General features: G+C 37.0%; 18 protein-coding genes. 3 read left to right on the forward strand and 15 right to left on the reverse strand.

Going from position 1 to position 17,788, the window contains the following annotated elements:
• Positions 1-58: 58 nt before the first annotated feature.
• The 4 genes from EG346_RS23940 to queG all read right to left on the reverse strand — a co-directional run bounded on the left by EG346_RS23940 (position 59) and on the right by queG (position 3,246).
• Positions 59-391, reverse strand: a complete 333-nt coding sequence (locus EG346_RS23940; RefSeq protein WP_123882404.1) for a hypothetical protein — start codon at positions 389-391, stop codon at positions 59-61.
• Positions 392-613: 222 nt separating this feature from the next.
• The gene (locus tag EG346_RS23945; protein WP_123882407.1) at positions 614-1,261 is read right to left on the reverse strand and encodes a murein L,D-transpeptidase catalytic domain-containing protein; all 648 of its coding nucleotides are present in this window, start codon (positions 1,259-1,261) and stop codon (positions 614-616) included.
• Positions 1,262-1,267: 6 nt separating this feature from the next.
• Positions 1,268-1,951, reverse strand: coding sequence for a TIGR02117 family protein (locus EG346_RS23950; RefSeq protein ID WP_073335373.1), 684 nt, complete (start codon positions 1,949-1,951; stop codon positions 1,268-1,270).
• A gap of 350 nt (positions 1,952-2,301) precedes the next feature.
• Positions 2,302-3,246 carry a tRNA epoxyqueuosine(34) reductase QueG gene (gene queG, locus EG346_RS23955; protein WP_073335469.1) on the reverse strand — a complete coding sequence of 315 codons (945 nt, stop codon included), beginning with the start codon at positions 3,244-3,246 and terminating at the stop codon, positions 2,302-2,304.
• Between the two features lie 143 nt (positions 3,247-3,389).
• On the opposite strand from queG, the gene EG346_RS23960 reads away from it, so the two are divergent.
• Together EG346_RS23960 and EG346_RS23965 are read left to right on the forward strand one after the other, a co-directional pair.
• Positions 3,390-3,689: a rhodanese-like domain-containing protein gene (locus EG346_RS23960; RefSeq protein ID WP_073335374.1), complete on the forward strand. Its 300-nt coding sequence runs from the start codon at positions 3,390-3,392 to the stop codon at positions 3,687-3,689.
• A gap of 22 nt (positions 3,690-3,711) precedes the next feature.
• Positions 3,712-4,332, forward strand: a complete 621-nt coding sequence (locus EG346_RS23965; RefSeq protein ID WP_228423812.1) for an HD domain-containing protein — start codon at positions 3,712-3,714, stop codon at positions 4,330-4,332.
• A gap of 593 nt (positions 4,333-4,925) precedes the next feature.
• On the opposite strand, the gene EG346_RS23970 is transcribed toward EG346_RS23965, so the two are convergent.
• From EG346_RS23970 to EG346_RS24015, 10 genes are all read right to left on the reverse strand, one after another.
• On the reverse strand, positions 4,926-5,696 hold the full coding sequence (locus tag EG346_RS23970) for an alpha/beta fold hydrolase (protein ID WP_123882410.1): 771 nt from the start codon (positions 5,694-5,696) through the stop codon (positions 4,926-4,928).
• A 15-nt stretch (positions 5,697-5,711) separates the two neighbouring features.
• Positions 5,712-6,656 (reverse strand): NAD(P)H-dependent flavin oxidoreductase, encoded by a 945-nt coding sequence (locus tag EG346_RS23975; RefSeq protein ID WP_123882413.1) that lies wholly within the window; start codon positions 6,654-6,656, stop codon positions 5,712-5,714.
• A 212-nt stretch (positions 6,657-6,868) separates the two neighbouring features.
• Complete coding sequence (locus EG346_RS23980) at positions 6,869-7,270, reverse strand: hypothetical protein (protein ID WP_123882416.1); 402 nt, start codon at positions 7,268-7,270, stop codon at positions 6,869-6,871.
• A gap of 94 nt (positions 7,271-7,364) precedes the next feature.
• Positions 7,365-8,729, reverse strand: coding sequence for a peptidylprolyl isomerase (locus tag EG346_RS23985; RefSeq protein WP_123882419.1), 1,365 nt, complete (start codon positions 8,727-8,729; stop codon positions 7,365-7,367).
• A gap of 87 nt (positions 8,730-8,816) precedes the next feature.
• On the reverse strand, positions 8,817-9,740 hold the full coding sequence (locus EG346_RS23990) for a PfkB family carbohydrate kinase (RefSeq protein ID WP_073335472.1): 924 nt from the start codon (positions 9,738-9,740) through the stop codon (positions 8,817-8,819).
• A 27-nt stretch (positions 9,741-9,767) separates the two neighbouring features.
• The gene (gldD, locus tag EG346_RS23995; protein ID WP_073335378.1) at positions 9,768-10,325 is read right to left on the reverse strand and encodes a gliding motility lipoprotein GldD; all 558 of its coding nucleotides are present in this window, start codon (positions 10,323-10,325) and stop codon (positions 9,768-9,770) included.
• Between the two features lie 44 nt (positions 10,326-10,369).
• Positions 10,370-11,404: an A/G-specific adenine glycosylase gene (locus tag EG346_RS24000; RefSeq protein WP_123882422.1), complete on the reverse strand. Its 1,035-nt coding sequence runs from the start codon at positions 11,402-11,404 to the stop codon at positions 10,370-10,372.
• A 153-nt stretch (positions 11,405-11,557) separates the two neighbouring features.
• Positions 11,558-12,067 (reverse strand): hypothetical protein, encoded by a 510-nt coding sequence (locus EG346_RS24005; protein ID WP_123882424.1) that lies wholly within the window; start codon positions 12,065-12,067, stop codon positions 11,558-11,560.
• Between the two features lie 28 nt (positions 12,068-12,095).
• Positions 12,096-13,457 carry a DUF5458 family protein gene (locus EG346_RS24010; RefSeq protein WP_073335381.1) on the reverse strand — a complete coding sequence of 454 codons (1,362 nt, stop codon included), beginning with the start codon at positions 13,455-13,457 and terminating at the stop codon, positions 12,096-12,098.
• A gap of 21 nt (positions 13,458-13,478) precedes the next feature.
• Positions 13,479-13,925, reverse strand: coding sequence for a type VI secretion system contractile sheath small subunit (locus EG346_RS24015; protein ID WP_073335473.1), 447 nt, complete (start codon positions 13,923-13,925; stop codon positions 13,479-13,481).
• A 538-nt stretch (positions 13,926-14,463) separates the two neighbouring features.
• Between EG346_RS24015 and EG346_RS24020 the strand changes: the two genes are divergently transcribed.
• Positions 14,464-15,510: a hypothetical protein gene (locus tag EG346_RS24020; RefSeq protein ID WP_073335382.1), complete on the forward strand. Its 1,047-nt coding sequence runs from the start codon at positions 14,464-14,466 to the stop codon at positions 15,508-15,510.
• Positions 15,511-15,573: 63 nt separating this feature from the next.
• Here EG346_RS24020 and EG346_RS24025 read toward each other — a convergent pair whose 3' ends face one another.
• Positions 15,574-17,670, reverse strand: a complete 2,097-nt coding sequence (locus EG346_RS24025) for a M13 family metallopeptidase (protein WP_073335383.1) — start codon at positions 17,668-17,670, stop codon at positions 15,574-15,576.
• Positions 17,671-17,788 lie beyond the last annotated feature (118 nt).

Raw genomic sequence — 17,788 nt, forward strand, 5'->3', positions numbered from 1 at the left:
TTAAAGTATTTAAGTTATAAAAAATTCGTTAAAATAAACTGGTTTTCAACAACTTAAATTAATACAACTGAAAAAGATGGAGAAAGGATTTTACGCCGCAGATAATGGAAATCGCGATATCAGGAAGACTGATTCTGGAGGTAATCTTAAGAATTCCCGAGAAATCTCCAGTTGCTACCTCATCTTTGCGGAGTGAATGTTTTACGATTTTCGATAGAGAAGGCAGCGCATGAGTGTTCATGTCTGCTTCCTCATAAAAATCCAGAATATGGATATTCCCTATTGTCGGTACACAGGGAATATTTCCCACTGATTTTTCTGCCCATTTCGAATTGAAAAGGGTAAAAACCAATATGAAATAAAAAAAGATAAGTGATCTTACACCTGCCATGTCAATAAGAAAAGCTTTGGTTTTATAGTAAAAACGATAGTTCCGCGAAACTATGAATTTTAGGTGGGTTCTGTGGTATTGTGAATGTTAAAAAAACTTAAATAATGTTTTATATCATTAAAAAATAAAGGTCTTTGAAACAATTCAAAGACCCAATTCTTTTTTAGATTTATTTTAATGGAATATTTTTATAAAACTCTGTAATATTTTAATTGAAGATAGTTATTGATAAATCCACATGAGAACCGGTTTCCCTGCTTTTTGAATCATAGGATCAATTTCTTTCATCGCCTTATTGGAAACGGTGGGACAGCCCCAACCTTCAGGAGAACCCTTCGGAAAAACTTCGTCGTCACTCATCTGATCCCATGAATGAAAAACAATATATCTTTTCAATGCATTGCTGTTTGTTTCTTCCAGACCATGCATGAGATACTTAATATGAATTCCCCACTCACTTTGACTTCTTCCCTGCAGCTTATATTTTCCTAAAGATGAAAGATGACTTCCGTCTTCGTTGCTGAACTTCGGGTTGTTTTTAGAACCATCACTACTCCATGGGTTTATTCCACAGCCATGTCCTACGAGATACATTTTAGAAACAGACTTCGTTTTAAAATCCCACACAAAAAATCGTTTAATTCCTGAATGAAGACTCATGTCGATGAGAATACAAAAATCTGTACTGAGTTTTTTTGAAATGCAGAATTGCAAAGCTTTTTCTGCCTTATCTGCCATTTCAGAAACGGGTATTTCGGGTCTTCTTTCTTCTTTTGCCACAGAACTTTCGGGAGCCGTCTTAATTTCATCGGGCTTTTTATTACAGGAAAATATAAGATGAATAGCAAGAATTACTGCAACAATCTTCATTGAAAATTATTTGTAATGTCTGAAAATCCCGAAGTCAGAAGGGGTCCATAATGCCGCTTTCTGTCCTGCCGCCTTGAGAGCATCATTGGCCCATGTATTACAGGTATAAAGGAAACTGTAGGTTCCCTTGGCATCATAAAAAGCATCGTTGACATCATAAACAGCGTTGGTAGGAATCACAATAAAATTTCCGTTCTGATCTCTGTCGAATTTATCTTCCACAAATTTGACGAGATTTTTGTACTGGTCTCTGCTGATCATGATCATTTTGCAGTCTTCCCCTTCTTTCATGGTTTTGTAATAAGTGCAATGCATCGCAGAATCGCTGAGCCAGAATGCCGCTTTTAAAGCAGTGGAAGCCTTTAGATCCGCCCATGTGGGAGTATCAAGATAAAAACCTTTATCGCCCCAGCCTATTCCTATATAGTTGTAATCTGTCCTTTTAGATTGGGTATTGGAAAACGGAACTTTTGCCCCCCAATCCTGAAGATCATTTTTTACGGGCATTACGATGTCGGTATGTACACCGTTTGTATAAATATAGATGGGAATATCTTTCGGTTGCCCGTCGTCCTCTGCAGAAACTTCTATGAGTGGAAGCACAAGGCCTAAAATAATGTAGAACACTACAATTCCTAAAATAACTCCTATGGTTTTGAGGATATATCCTAATACAATTTTCGCAGTCATATTTTAATACAATTTAATCTTCAATTTTCCGTAAAAGTATTTGTTTTAATCGAAAAAATGATTAAATTTAATTACGAAATATTCACAAATATGCGTAAAAATGTAAAATCACAAAAAAGATTTAAAGTAAGAGTGAAAATTGCTCCTAAAAGAGTACAAAAAAAACGTTGATTTTCTGTGGGATTTTGTCTCATGAAAGTCAATTTTTCTTTTTAGGAAAAGTTTTCAAAAGATTCTTACTGAATTCAATCTTATCCTCCTTAAGACGTATGGCTTAAGGGATGGCCAGTTATCCACCAGGTTTTGGAACTCAAAAATTCCAGATAAGGATTCGTCACCAAAAAATTGCGCTAGATTTTACCTGAAGAGCCTTCCAAAAATTCAATATTCCGCTTCAGACCAGCAAATTTTGTTCTCTTCACCGGAGATTTCCTAAAGATCTCAGAAAATATTTCCTGAGTAATTTCCTTCCATTCTTCTTTTTTGAAATTTTTCAACGATTCATTGGGAGCAAATCTGCTCTGTTTGTTGGGGGCCGCAAATCTGTTCCACGGACATACATCCTGACAGATATCACAGCCAAACATCCAGTCTTCCATTTTGTCTTTGAAGTGGTCCGGAATTTCGTTTTTAAGTTCTATGGTCGCGTAAGAGATACAACGGCTTCCGTCAATAATTTTTTCTGAAACAATGGCATCTGTAGGACATGCATCGATACATTTCCTGCAGGTTCCGCAATGATCTGTTGTCGCATGATCGGGAACCAGCTCAAGATCACAAATGATTTCTGCCAAAAAGTAGAAGGAACCGTTTTGTCTGGTGATAAGATTGGCATTTTTCCCTACCCATCCTATTCCTGACTTTCTGGCCCAGCTTCTTTCCATAACGGGCGCTGAATCTACAAAGACCCGGAATCCGAATGCTCCAATTTCGTCCTGAAGTTCTGAAACCATTTCGCGAAGAATTTCTTTTACCACTTCATGATAGTCTTCTGCATAGGCATATTTGGAGATTTTATAATTCTCTAATGCTGAAATTTTTTCTTTTGGAAAGTAGTTATAGGAAAGTGAAATAACAGACCTTGAGCCTTCGACAAGCAGTCTTGGATCTAATCTTTTATCAAAATGGTTTTCCATGTACTTCATTTCACCATGAAAATTATTTTTAAGCCATTTTTCAAGATTGGGGGCATCTTCTTCTAAAAACTCAGCTTTGGAAATACCACAGCTCTGAAACCCAAAACGTTCTGCTTTGGACTTGATGAGTTGGGAATATTTTTCGGCACTGGAATTCAGAATTTTCACCTTGCAAAATTAAGATTAATTTACCAATCTTTCTCTTTTGAATTCAGGAGTGGATAAAGGTAAATTTTTAGGAGCTTTTTAAGGAAAAAATTGCGTATTTTCGTTCTTATTTTTTAATCTAAAATTAAACAGTTATGTCTTTAATAGAAGTAATACAATCTGGAAACTATGAATTGATCGATGTCCGCGAGCCAATGGAGCTTGAAATGGACGGAAATATAGATGGAGCTAAAAACATTCCTCTTGGTGAAGTAGAAGACAGAAAAGACGAGATCTTATCTGTTGAAAAACCGGTCATCTTATTCTGCAGAAGTGGAAACAGAAGTGGAAAAGCATTGGAATATCTTAACGGACAAGGCTTGAAAGACGGTTATAACGGCGGAGGCTGGGCTGAGCTTAAAGCAGTATTGGAATCAAATCAAGGAACTTTTTAAAGTTCCTTTTTTTATCTTATTTATGATGGATCTGAAAGAAAATTTCATACAGCTATGCCTTCCTTTTTCAAAAGATGAAAGTCTTATCAATCACTTTTGGCATGAAATTGAGACAAAATATTCTGAAAAAAGCCGGCATTATCATGACCTTTTGCATCTGGAAAATATGTTCAGAGAGCTGGATTCTGTAAAAGATCGTATTAAAAACTTCACCGCTGTTTCTTTCGCTGTGTTTTATCATGATATTATTTACAATGCCTCTTCAAAATCAAATGAAGAGAAAAGCGCGTCGTATGCTGAATCAAGACTTGGAAATCTGGGTTTGCCTCAAGATCTTATTTCAAAAATTACCACTCAGATTATCGCTACAAAAACACATCAAAAGGCTGAAGATACAGACACAAATTATCTTTTGGATGCTGACCTTTCTATTTTGGGAAAAGATCCGGAGGTCTATCTGGATTATACCCGCAAAATAAGAAAAGAATATTTCATTTATCCGGATCTGCTTTATAAACCCGGAAGAAAAAAAGTGCTAAAACATTTTCTGGAGCTCGAAAGTGTTTTTAAAACAGATGAATTCAGGGGAAAATATGAGCTTAAGTCCAAAAAAAATATGGCAGAAGAACTTAAGATTCTGTGAATATCATATAAAAAAAGAGATGCAGCAAACGCCACATCTCCATCAAAACATCCATTCAAACACAAACCATTTCTAACACAACTATTTCACATTCTAACACCCAGGATGAATTGAAAAACATTCGTACGTTTTTAAGATATTTTTTTCATCATTTTTGTTTTTAGAATCATCTGCATCACCATTTGACATTTCAAAAATAGACATTTAAATATCACCATAAAGTGATTTTATTTGCGTGTATTATGTAATTTAAGCATCGACAAATACTGTTAAAGCCAATGATAGTAAAGGTTTATTCCTCTCTGAAAGACACTTAAATATTTTAAAAAATTTAAGGAAACAGATTTATATTTTATTTTGAACACAAATTATCTATTTTTTTATTTTCATTAAAATCTATACAAATAAGAATAATAAGCCTGGTAAAATCTCCATTCAATACGCTTGAAAATTGATGTGATTATTTTAATAATATGTAACTTCTGTACAAAATGGTGACTTATCTTTAAATCTGTACACATCAGAACAAGTTGATTTTGAATAAAAAAGCACCTTGTTCAATCAAGATGCTTCGTATTGTAAGTATTGTTTTATCAGCTATTCTGTTTTATAAATGCTGCTGCTTTATTGAGAACTATTTCCGGAACTTCTTTGTGTGGTGTATGTCCTATTGCGGGAATTATATATTTTTCTGAAGTCCCGGCTACCTGATTTACTGTTTTTTCAACCTGTTCCAATGTTCCGTATTCATCAGCTTCTCCCTGAATGAACAGTAAAGGGCATTGAATATTTTTTAAGAGGTATTCAATATTCCAGCTTCTGTAGTCTTCGCGGGTCCAGGTTTCTGTCCATGCTTTGAAGAGCATTTCTACCTTGTCACCGTGGTATTTTTGCAGACGTTCGGGAAGATTGGTTGTTTTATATTCATCCCAGGCGTCATAAACTCCTTTCAGCGTCACTTCTTCTACAAAGATATGTCCTGCTTCACAGATAACCGCTTTTACTGTTTCCGGATATTTAGCCGCGGTGATCAAGGCAATCGTTCCGCCATCACTGTGCCCGAATAGAATAGCATTATTAATATGAAGTTCCGCAAGCAGATCATTCAACAGATCGGCTTCCAATTCCATATAATTGACTGGTCTCTCATGGGTAAGCATCGGATCTGATTTTCCATAGCCTAATCTGTCATATACCAGGATATTGCAGTGGGTAGCTTGTGAGAGTTTTGCAGGAAAATCTCTCCAAAGTTGAGTACAACCTAAGGAATCGTGTAGAAAAACAATAACAGGTTTTCCCTCAAATGAATGATGATATGCTGTATAAAGTTTCTGACCTCTTACTTCCAGTATTCTCTCTTCCATTTATCCAAACTTCTGTTACAATACCGGCGCAGTCGCTTCTTCAAATTCCTTCAGTAAATTCCTGAAAACAGTTTCTACCGGAAGAATATCATTAATCAAAGCCGAAACCTGACCTATTTCAAGCTCGCCATCTTCCATATCTCCTTCAAACATTCCGCGTTTTGCTCTGGCTCGTCCCAATGAAGCGATCAAAGCATCTTTATCTCTTCCGGACTGGTAGATGTCTTCCAGTTCGCTAAAGAATTTATTTTTAACCATCCTTACGGGGGCCAGTTCTTTTAAAGTAAGATGAGTATCTCCTTCATTCAGTTCTGTAATTTTCTTTTTCCAGTTTTCGTGGGCACTTGCTTCAACGGTTGCAGCGAATCTTGAACCGATCTGTACTCCATCAGCTCCTAAAATCATGGCAGCCTTCATCTGGGAGCCGAGCGCAATTCCTCCTGCAGCGATTAAGGGTTTAGAAATATGATTTTTTACATTCGGGATCAGACAGAAAGTTGTGGTCTCATCTCGCCCGTTGTGTCCTCCTGCTTCAAAGCCTTCTGCGACGATGGCATCTACTCCGGCTTCTTCACATTTAACGGCAAATTTGGTAGACGAAACTACGTGGGCCACTTTTATTCCTTCTTTTTGAAGTGTTTCTGTATAAGTCTTAGGATTTCCTGCAGAGGTAAAAACAATCTTTACTTCTTCTTCGAGAATAATCTGGATGATCTCTTCAAGATTAGGATATAGCATAGGTACATTCACGCCAAAAGGCTTATTGGTAGCCATTTTACATTTTTGGATATTTTCTCTGAGGATATCAGGGTACATACTTCCTGCCCCTATAATTCCCAATCCTCCGCAATTAGAAACCGCTGAAGCTAATTTCCAACCTGAATGCCAGATCATTCCGGCCTGAATAATAGGATATTGTATATTAAAAAGCTCTGTAATTCTATTTTGACCTGTCTTCATTTCGTGAAGTTTTTTTGCTGAATTGAAATCTATAAAATTGCTCATGCGTAAAAATACTAAAAACAATGGTTTTCAGTCATTAAAAATTGGGGGAAATTATTTGATATTAGTTATAGCTTTAAGCGGTACTTATTGAGTACTTCATCTATGACAGGGCTTATGGTCAAAAATTGATGAGCCAGCTTCCGGAGGTTATCCGGGAGATGATCAGATCATAATACAACCCAGCCTTCCATTAAGGTCAACGGTCCGTATTTTACGCTGACATTGTCCCATTTTTCTCTGTCCTCTTCAAAACGAATTCTAAATTCTTCAGCGAAACTTCTTGCCGGGATTGTATAGGCTTTCAGCGCTCTTAATTTTAATGCATGGATATTGTAATATAGCTTCCCTTCTTTAATTGATTTTTCACTCACCCATACCGAAAAAAAGATTCTGCCTGGAGCATTCAAAGGAGATTGTTCATTACTGGCCCATTCTGGCTTATATATTTTTAATGCAACGGATTCAAGAATGAGGTTGACAGAAAGGTGAAGTCCGGCATCATCAAAGTCTTTTGCCGAAATGGTATCAACAGCTTCCTGAAATTTCTGCTGATAAAAATGTTCATCCATTGCGTTATGATTTTATTATCTAAATATAGAATTTTTCAGAAAACGAATCTGCATACCAAAAAAAAACCTTCAGAAATTCTGAAGGTTTTTGTATTTATTTTTTGATTGATTCTTTTTTCCAGTTGGCTTTGAAGTTACAGTTATCATAACGTCCGTCAATCGATATAAAGGTTGTCGGTAGTTTTGAGTTGACAAACTTCTCAATCATTTCATTACGCTTTTTGTTAAGCGCCATCTGCTTGATTCTGTTATAATCTGTCTCCATTGTAATCTGGTGTGCAGGAATCACATCTTCCTGCTTGATGATCTTAACCACTTTTCTTTTATTGTCTTCATCTTCGAAAGCAGCGGTAATATCTCCTTTGTTCAGACCTGCCAATTCATAGCTGATAGATCCAGGAATACTTTCTCTTTCAATTTTATCAGAACCGTCTGCTCCCACAATAATTCCTGCATTGAACTTGGTCTTCTTATCATCTGAAAATTTAAAAGCAGCATCTTTAAATGTGATCTTCCCGGCCACGATAAGACCTTTGATACTGTCTAGTTTTACTTTTGCCGTTTTAATTTCGTCATCTGTAGGGGTCGCCTTTAACAGGATGTGTCTTGCATCATATACTTTACCTGATTTTTTGATCAGCTGTATAATATGATATCCGAATTCAGATTCAATTGGATCTGAGATTTCATTTTCCTGAAGGTTTAGAGCCGCGGCTTCAAATGGCTTAACCATTTGTCCTTTGTAGATGTTTTTATACAGACCTCCGTTCGCTGCAGATCCTTCATCTTCAGAATAAATCCTTGCCTGGCTTTCGAAAGTTTCTCCGCCTGCAATATCCTGCTTGATTTTCTTTAGTCTTTTAATGATATCTTCCTTGTGAGCTTCGGTGAGCTTCGGATACATCATGATCTGAGCTAAAGAAATTTCATCTTTTACCTGCGGAAGCTGCATTTTATACAGGTTATAAAAGTCTGTCACCTCGTTCGGCGTTACATCTGCCTTTTCAGTGATACGCTGATATTTTGCCTGTCCGTAATACTGGTCTATATCGATCTTTTCGATCGCGTTTTTCATTTCAAATCCGTTTCTGAATTTATATGCGGTAAGCATTGTTTTTTCGTCCGGGAATTGAGAAAGCAACTGACGGTATTTCGCATTGGCCTGCTCCTTAATGGCCGCAGAACGGTTTTCAATCAATGTATCTTTTTTGGCTTCGTATACAAGAAGTTTGTTGCTGATCAGGTTTTCAAGGAACTCACATTTGTCAGTTTCAGAGGCTCCCTGCTGTTTGGCATAGTTCATCTGCTCATTCACATCTGATTCCAAAACAATTTCATCACCGATAACAGCAGCAATACCATCCACTAACTCTCCTGGTTTTAGCTGAGCATTCATGTTTGAAGAGAATATCATCATGAAAATCCCAAGAAGAAAAGTGATTTTTAGTTTATTTGTCATTTTACTATTTTAAACAAGTTGCAAATTTAGAATTCTTAACGAATTAGTCTAAATTTTTTATTATAAATATTTCTTAAAAAGACTTATTTATTGCAGTTCGATATCGAATGTGGTTAATTCTTTGAATTGTCTCAATCTGTCGAACATATCAGATTCTTTTACTTCCTGTATTCTTTCAGTTCCGAATTTCTCAACGGTGAAAGAAGCCATCGCAGAACCTACGATCAAAGCTGACTTCATGGTTTCGAAATCAACCTTGCCTTTTTTAGCAAGATACGCTGCAAAACCTCCGGCAAAAGTATCTCCGGCTCCGGTAGGATCGAAAACTTCTTCCAGTGGAAGCGCAGGGATCGCAAATACTTTATTGTCGTGGAAAAGTAATGCTCCATGCTCTCCTTTTTTGATGATCACATAGTCCGGACCCATGGTGTGGATCTTTTTAGCTGCTTTTACGAGAGAATATTCTCCTGAAAGCTGTCTTGCCTCTTCATCATTGATCGTAATAACGTCTGTTTTAGCGATCATATCCATTAAAATATCCCAAGCTGAATCCATCCAGAAATTCATGGTATCCAAGATAACCAATTTAGGACGGTTGTTCATCTTTTCCAATACGGATAACTGAACGCCAGGGTGTAGGTTTCCAAGCAGAAGGATTTCTGCATCCTGCATAGAATCTGGAATTTTCGGATCAAAATTTTCTAAAACATTCACTTCAGTAGCCAAAGTATCTCTGGTATTCAAATCGTTATGATATTTCCCAGACCAGAAAAATGTTTTTCCTTCTTTTACGATCTCAATTCCTTCAATATTAATATCTCTGTCTGTGAACATATCAAGGTGCTCCTGTGGGAAATCTCCTCCAACAACAGAAACAATACCGGATTTAACCCCTAAAATAGATGAAGTGATACCAATATAAGTGGCTGCACCTCCTAAAATTTTATCCGTTTTACCAAATGGTGTTTCGATCGCATCAAATGCAACGCTTCCTACAACTAAAAGTTTCATATATTTTTCAATGTATTTTAAAGTCAATTATTTTTTCCATTCAAAAGTGTCCAGCAGATGTTTCATATCATTTTTGATATAGTTTACTGCCGGGGCCAAAGAATCCGGTTTCGGTCTTGTATTAAAGTATAAATAAGCAGTCACGAAATGTTTCGTACTGTCTGTAATGTAAAATTGAAGATTGGAAGCAGTCTGTCCCTTCAGTTCATAGAAATTCCCGTATACTTTTTTATCAGGGTATTCGAATGACTTGGTATCTATGGAACTTGCTTTTACGGTATGTTCATAGACCATTTTCTCAGTTTCTTTGATATGGTCTGCAAAATCATTCTGTATCGGGTAATACGTTACAAAAAGCTTTGCTTTCATTTTCGGGTAGTTGATATAGTACCAGCACGGCCTTTTAGCATCACTAATGGATGCAAAATCTGAATATTCAAAGGTATAGGCACAGTTATTTTCAAACTTCTGATATTTCGGCTCCGGATATTCCAGACGGAGTTCACCATACGGTTTTGGAACATGATCTTTTCCACACGAAATTAAAAGCAGTGACACGAAAATAAAAATGACGTTTTTTATCATTTTGCAAAAGTACAAATTAGATTTTAGATTTTGGGAGACAAATTTCAGTCTTTCAGTGCGTTTTGAATGTAGTTTTCCAAAGGCTTGGGAAAAGATTTATCGTGAGAGTCTTCAAAGTCTGTAATGAGGTAATGATTTTGTGCTATGAAACGGCCCCAAACGACTTCTGAATCCACCTCAACGTTTGAAATTTCAATGGTCAGATTCTTGTGGGTAAGTTTGTGGGTAACCGTTTTTACATTCCTGATGAAGGGCTCCAGATCTTCTGAAATAGTATCCGGAAACTCGAATAATTTTTTCCAGATGAAGTCATCTTTCCTTTGCCGGATCAAAAACTTTCCGTTTCTGTGGACGAAATAGTATTTCAACGCGAGATCCTGTGCTTTCACCTTTTTTGTTTTTACGGGATAATCCGATATTCTATCAAGAGAAAAGGCAAGGCAGTCATCATTAACGGGACATTCGCCACAAAGTGGATTTTTAGGTTTACAGATTTCTGAGCCAAGATCCATCATGGCCTGATTAAAATCGCCTACATTTTCCGGCATGATCAATGCGGCCAATTGAGAAAAATAGGAAAATGCGCGTGAGCTGGAAATATCAAAATCATCTGCAAAAATACGGCTTAAAACTCTGTAAAAATTCCCATCAACCGCCGGCATTCTGCCTCCAAAGCAGATGCTTGAGACTGCAGCAGCGGTATACTTCCCAACACCTTTTAATTTTAAAATTTCTTCATAATCAGCAGGGAAAACGCCGTGGTAATCATTCATGATCTGTTGTGAAGCTTTATGGATATTAATGGCCCGTGAATAATATCCAAGTCCTTTCCAATAAAGCAGCACTTCATTTTCTTCAGCACCAGCCAGAGTTCTGACGTCCGGAAATCTTTTAATGAAATTATTATAATGATTCAGTCCCTGACTGATCCTGGTCTGCTGAAAAACAATTTCGCAGATCCATATCTTATAAGGGTCTTTTGTCTGTCTGAAAGGCAGATCTCTTGCATTTTTTCCGTACCAGTTCAACAATTTATATCCAATATGGAGAAAATCCGAACTTTTATTATCTCTTTCCAACAACCTTAGTCTGTTTAAATGATTTTGAGGGAATTCTTAACGATCACTATTTTTTATCATGCTTCGACTTCGTCCAACATAAGAAGTTTATATTAGTAACTGACTTGCAACGGAAATGTAGCAGATGTTAATTTCCCTCCTGCAAAGATAAAATTATTTATCCTTTTTAACGGAGTATACCGGAGCTGCTTTCAGCCACTGATATTTAAGGTTTCTTTCTGCGGCAATAAAACGGTATCCTTCAAGTTTTTTCAGATAAAGATAGATGGAGTCATTTTTAAGCTTAAGTCTTTGATCAGAAAGGAACATGAATGGATAGTCTACGACTGAGTCTCTTATTGTTTTCATGATCTTTCCAGATTTTACTTTGTAGAGAAAAAACGTTTTTCCTCTTCCTTTTGAACTGTCGGTCAGCTTTACATTTCCACTTGCGATAACCAGCTCACTGCCGTCAAAGCATTCTTCTTCGTTCATGATGTAGGCTTTTCCTTCTGTACGCTCGTCTTTAAAGAGATCCACTGCATAATGATCCGGCGCTTCGTATTTTTTTTCACATCCTGATAATACAATCAGCAAGAATACCGGCAGGAAAAAGCTTAGACTTTTTTTGATCACATTAATTTTCATATGAATTGGCAGTAAAAAACCGATGTAAAAATGCATCGGTTTGTTATTTAAAATTAGGTTCTTATTATTCCTGAGTGTATTGTGCATCCCATTCGTTACCATCATCTCCTTTGTGCCCGTCTAATTTAATAACGAAACTTTTTGTAGGGAAATAAGGGGTCATACGGATATCAAGCCATACTCTGTCTTTATTGACTCTGTCCTGCTCGAAACGAACGATTTTGAACTTTTCAATCAATTTATCCGGACCTTTGATGTTATCAAGGAATGTTACGATCTGTCTTCTCAGATCATCTTCATTCTTGGCATTCCAGTTTTCGAAAGCTCTTCTGTTCAGGAAATCCAATAAAACCTTAGTCACATAGTCGAATACACGTACTACTGAATAGGTCTGAAGACCGATATTATCTCCTGTAAACAATGTTTTGGCAGAGAATGCCATGATCTTTCCGTACTCGTTCACCATTGGAACTAGACCCATTTTTTCCAACTGAGAAATTTCACTTTTCTTCAATTCGAATTTTACGGCATCTACTTCGTTGATATTCCCATGTTTTTTACCTGCTGCTACCTGAGACATCAGGGTTTTGTGGATTTTTCCTGCCAATGAAGTGGAAGGTGGAAGTTCTACGTTTTCTTCTTCTCCTACTTCTTCGGCTCTTCCTCTTCCTACAAGCCAGTTACACGTCATAATCACGTTACTTCTGTGTAGCTCACCTCCTGTAAGGTTAGCCGAGTGGAATAAGTCTACTACGTCATCCGGCTTATCAAGGTTGGCGAAATCGGTAACCATCATGACTTTGTTCTCGTTACAGATCTTTGCCCATTTTTCAATGACTTTGTTGGACCCTAAATATCCGGGGATTGCCAGGATAGAATAGTTGTCTCTAAGATCCAGACGGTCATAATAGTTCTTGAATTCTTCGGAAATAGCATCGATGAATAAAGGGTTATCAAGATCTGAAACCTGTTCAAGGCTTGCATTAACGATGCTTACGTTATCCACTTTATCCAATTCTGTATTTTTGTAGAATTGGGCTACGGTTCTGTAGTTGGTTTCCAACAAACGTACTGCGTCAAGTGTATTTTTTAGATTGGTTTTTAAATTCTGATCGGCTGCCTGCGCTTTAGTTTTGCAGGTATCCGCCATTTTATCTGCAGATTCATTTCCTTCCAAAAGACTTACCCAAAGGTTTATTTTTTGAAGAAGTTCTTTTCTTTCATCTGTTTTATTGCTATCAGTAAGAAAAATTTCTTTCCTTGCTTTTCTGGTAGGGTTCATATTGGCGATGCCGTCTACAACGGATTCAACAAAGCCAAAACCTCCCATTTTATTAAGCTCTGCAAGCGGGTTGCCTTTCGGCTGCCCTGAGTGTTGCTGCTGACCCTGCTGTTGGCTTTCTTGTGCCTGTAATTTGCTATCCATGATTTGATTTAGTGTAAATGATTATTTTTCAAGTTCTTGTGCCACATCTTTCAATACTTCGATAAACGCAGCTCTGGTCTGATCGTTCTCAAGCATATTACGCAGAATTTTATTGGTTTTCAGCTGACGTACGATTTTATTGTACTGCTCCTGCTCCATACTAAGCTGTTGTAAATAGTCTGATTTCTGAGTAAGATTTTTAGGAGTGAAGTCTGCAAGATTTTGAAAACGGAATTCTTCTTCTATTACACCTCCATCTTCTGTTTCGTGCTGTACGGCTACAGAAGGCTGAAAATGTCTGAAGACATCATCCACTGACTTTAATCCTGTGATGATTTCAGGGGTATAAGATTCTTCGGTAGTAAGCTGGCTCACTATCAGCGATTTATTCTCCTGTATTTCCTGAATAGCTTCATTAGCGTCTACTTTTACCTCGTTGCCGCCAACACCATAATTAAACATTGCCATATTATTGTTATTTTGAGATTGTTGATTTTGGTTTGGATCTGTCTTTGAGTAATTTACCGATGAATCAAATAAATTACCAATCCAATGTTTAAATTTAAAAAAAAACTGTAACATACAAAATTTTGTCAAGATTTTTCTTGAATTATTTAATTTAACCCATTATATATATAACGTAAAATCATGACTTTACGATATCACTAAACTATGAAAAAATAAATAAAATCAACCATAGCGTGATAAAATAAAATCCTGGTGCATTTTGCATTGATTAAAAAACATCAAACACCTGTTAAAATAAGAATTCCTATGAGGAGAAGAAAAAATATTCTTTATATTTAACCTGATTCCGGGATAATAAAATTTAGATGGTAAAACTGGAAAAAGGAGAATGGGAGTTATTAATTATCCTTGTCAAGGTTCAGAACCTTGACAAGGATAGCATGAGTGTTCAGATCCAAGTAAAACTTCATGACCATCATTAAAATAAACAGATCTTACCCCGAACTCATTTTATATTTTAAGTAAAATAAACAGAGTCATGAAAGATGTAAAGATCGCTTTTAGAAAACCAATATATCCCGTTTCAGAAGCATTAGAGTTGTATTTGGAAAAACATAACCGAACGACCAAGATTCAGTTTCTGTACGAGGACCTGCTGAGATTCAGTGACAGTGTCAATATTCTGGATAAGGAGGGCAAAGATACTTTGTGGCTTGGTGTATTGTATTCTGAATATGAGTTTAAAGAAATAGAAGCTAATTTAAATAAGATTTATACCCTTCTGCATTCTGACGGAGATGAGGCTACTTTACCTTATCTGAAAGTGGATACGATCGACTTTTGTACGTTCGGAAACTCTAAACCTTTTCGAATTCGGGTGAGAAATATTCTGAACGACAATTATACCAATTTTTACATTAAACAGGCCGATGCTTCACGGATCTACGGATTGGAAATAGAAGACCTGCTTTCTCCCAACCGAATCAACTTTTTAATTTACAAAAACACTTTGATAGAAGAGCATATCTTGGGAATTCCAGGAGATGTTTTTATCAAGAAACATCTATTGAATTGCACAGAATCGGAAAAGGCACAAATTTCCAAGGAATTTGTAAAATTCAATGAACGTTGTCTCATTGGGCTGCTGGGTGACATGCGCTCCTACAATTATGTTATCATTCCCATACACGATTTTGATCAGGTTATTTACAGAATACGTCCCATCGATTTTGATCAGCAGAGTTATGAAGGGAATCTGAAAGTATATCTTCCCCAGTATTTCAAAGAAAACAGCCCAATGGTAAGTATGGTATTAGAAAAACTGAAGCCTAATTCTATAGAACAGTATCGTAAAGAAGTACGCTCACAGATTGTAAAAAGAGTGACCAGCAGCCAAAACAGATTCGATGAGCTCATTTCTATTATGAAAAAAGAAAATATTGCCCCGGAAGCCCATGTTACAGAGCTGAAAACAGCTTTACAAAAACTCACTTACGATGTCAATTTCAAGTATTGTAAAACCATGGGTGACATTATAGAAACCGGGATCAAGTTTGTTCTCCGGAATTATAAGAAATCCTATTAAAAGGAGAATCCATCTCCACTGAATGGAGACGGATTCTTTCTTTTCTAACAATTTTTGGTTGTTCTACCAAATTTTTATTCTGTCCTGAGGCGCTTTGTACATTTTGTCACCAGGCTTGATATCGAATGCTTTGTTGAAGGCATCCTGATTTACCAGTGGACCAAATGCCCTGAACACTCCCGGAGAGTGTGGATCTGTCTTCACCTGGTTGATCATATACTGGTCGGTAGCTTTTGTTCTCCATACCGTAGCCCAGCTCATAAAGAATCTCTGATCCTGAGTGAATCCACTGATTTTCCCCGGATTTCCTTTATCTTTTAAGTACATCTGAAGAGCATCATAAGCCACTGCTACTCCACCAAGGTCACCGATGTTTTCACCGCTTGTAAATTTACCGTTGACAAAACTTCCTTTTACCGGTTCATAAGCGCTGTACTGAGCTGCCAGCTGTCCTACTTTAGCGTCGAAGTTCTTACGATCTTCGTCTGTCCACCAGTTGTTAAGGTTTCCATCACCGTCAAAACGGGAACCACTGTCATCAAATCCGTGAGAGATCTCGTGACCGATAACGGCTCCGATCCCTCCGAAGTTGACCGCTGCATCTGCTTTAGGGTTATAGAAAGGAGGTTGAAGGATAGCTGCTGGGAAAACAATCTCATTATTTGATCCGCTGTAATACGCGTTCACAGTCTGTGGAGACATTCCCCATTCTGTTTTGTCTACCGGTTTTCCTACTTTATCAAGACTTCTCTGATACTGCCATGCAGATACGTTCTGAAGATTGGAATACAACGTTGCCCCCTGTTTTGGAGATTCCACTTTTAATTGGGTATAATCTTTCCATTTGTCAGGATAAGCGATCTTTACGGTGAATTTAGACAGTTTTTCCTGAGCTTTCACTTTGGTAGCCGGAGACATCCAGTCCATATCATTGATGTGGGTTTTGAATGATTTTAAGATGTAGTCAATATAGGTCTCCATCTGAGCTTTTGCTTCAGGTGTGAAATATTTTTCAACATATAATTTACCGAAAGCTTCCCCAAGAACTCCGTTTACAAGAGCTAGTCCTCTTTTGTCCATAGGACGCTGCTCTTTCTGGCCCTGAAGGTATTTTGAATAGAAATCAAATCTGATCTGCTCCAGACTGTCATTCAGGTTGCTGGCGTTGCCATTAATTAAATGATATTTCAGGTAATCTTTCAGAAGCGGAAGGTTCTTTTCAGTGATGAACTGATCCATATTCTGGTAATATTTCAGTTCGCCGATAATTACTTTATCTGTATTTACGCCTGCCTCCTTAAGATATTTTGCCAGATTGACATTTTTAACGAGTCCTGAAAGTTCAGTTACATTCTTTGGATTGTATCGCAAGTTGGCATCTCTGTTTTGCTCAAGAGTCAACAGATAATTAGCCAGTTGCTTTTCAAAGGTCACTACATTCTGTGCAGCCTGTCCTGCATTTTTATTTCCTAAAACTCCGAACAGCTTCCCTACATAAGTCTGGTATTCTGCTAGAGTTTTGGTGTTGGCTTCATTGACTTTCTGATAGTAATCTCTTCCTAATCCAAGATCAGGACCACCAAGATATACTGCATTCATTTTAGAATTCTTCATATCTGCGCTTACTCTCCATCCGTAGAATGAATTGTCGCCTAATTTTGTTGCTTCAAGAAGGTATTTCTGCAGGTCATTAAGGTTTTTGATGGCATCAATTTTTGCGAGATCTCCTTTGATCGGAGCCAGTCCTTCTGCGTTTCTTTTGTTTACATCCATGAAAGATGCGTACAGATTCTGGATCTTCTGCCCTTCTGAGCCTTCAGCATAATTTTCGGATAAAATTTTATTCAAAATATCCAACGAAGCATCATCCACATTTTCTCTCAACGCATTGAAAGAACCCCAGCTAGCTTTATCTGAAGGGATCTGAGTAGTTTTCACCCAATTTCCATTCACATAGCTAAAAAAGTCATCCTGCGGGCGAACGCTTTTATCCATATACGATAAATTGATTCCCTCTTCTTTTGCTTCTTCTTTCATAGGTTCTGCAACGACAGCCGTAGTTTCAGATTTGGTTTCTGTACCAGCAGTTTTAGCCGTTCCGCATGAGTTTAAAAATACAATGCCGGAAAGGGCAAGTATTCCAATATTTAGCTTTTTCATTAAAAAAAATTTTGATTGTATACAAACTTACCAAATATACAAACTTTAACAATATATGATTAATGATAATTGATATATGAAGTGGGAAATTGATGATTTGATTAAAAATTTAAAGTTT

The organism is Chryseobacterium carnipullorum, assembly GCF_003815695.1.
In the GTDB taxonomy this organism is placed as follows: domain Bacteria; phylum Bacteroidota; class Bacteroidia; order Flavobacteriales; family Weeksellaceae; genus Chryseobacterium; species Chryseobacterium carnipullorum.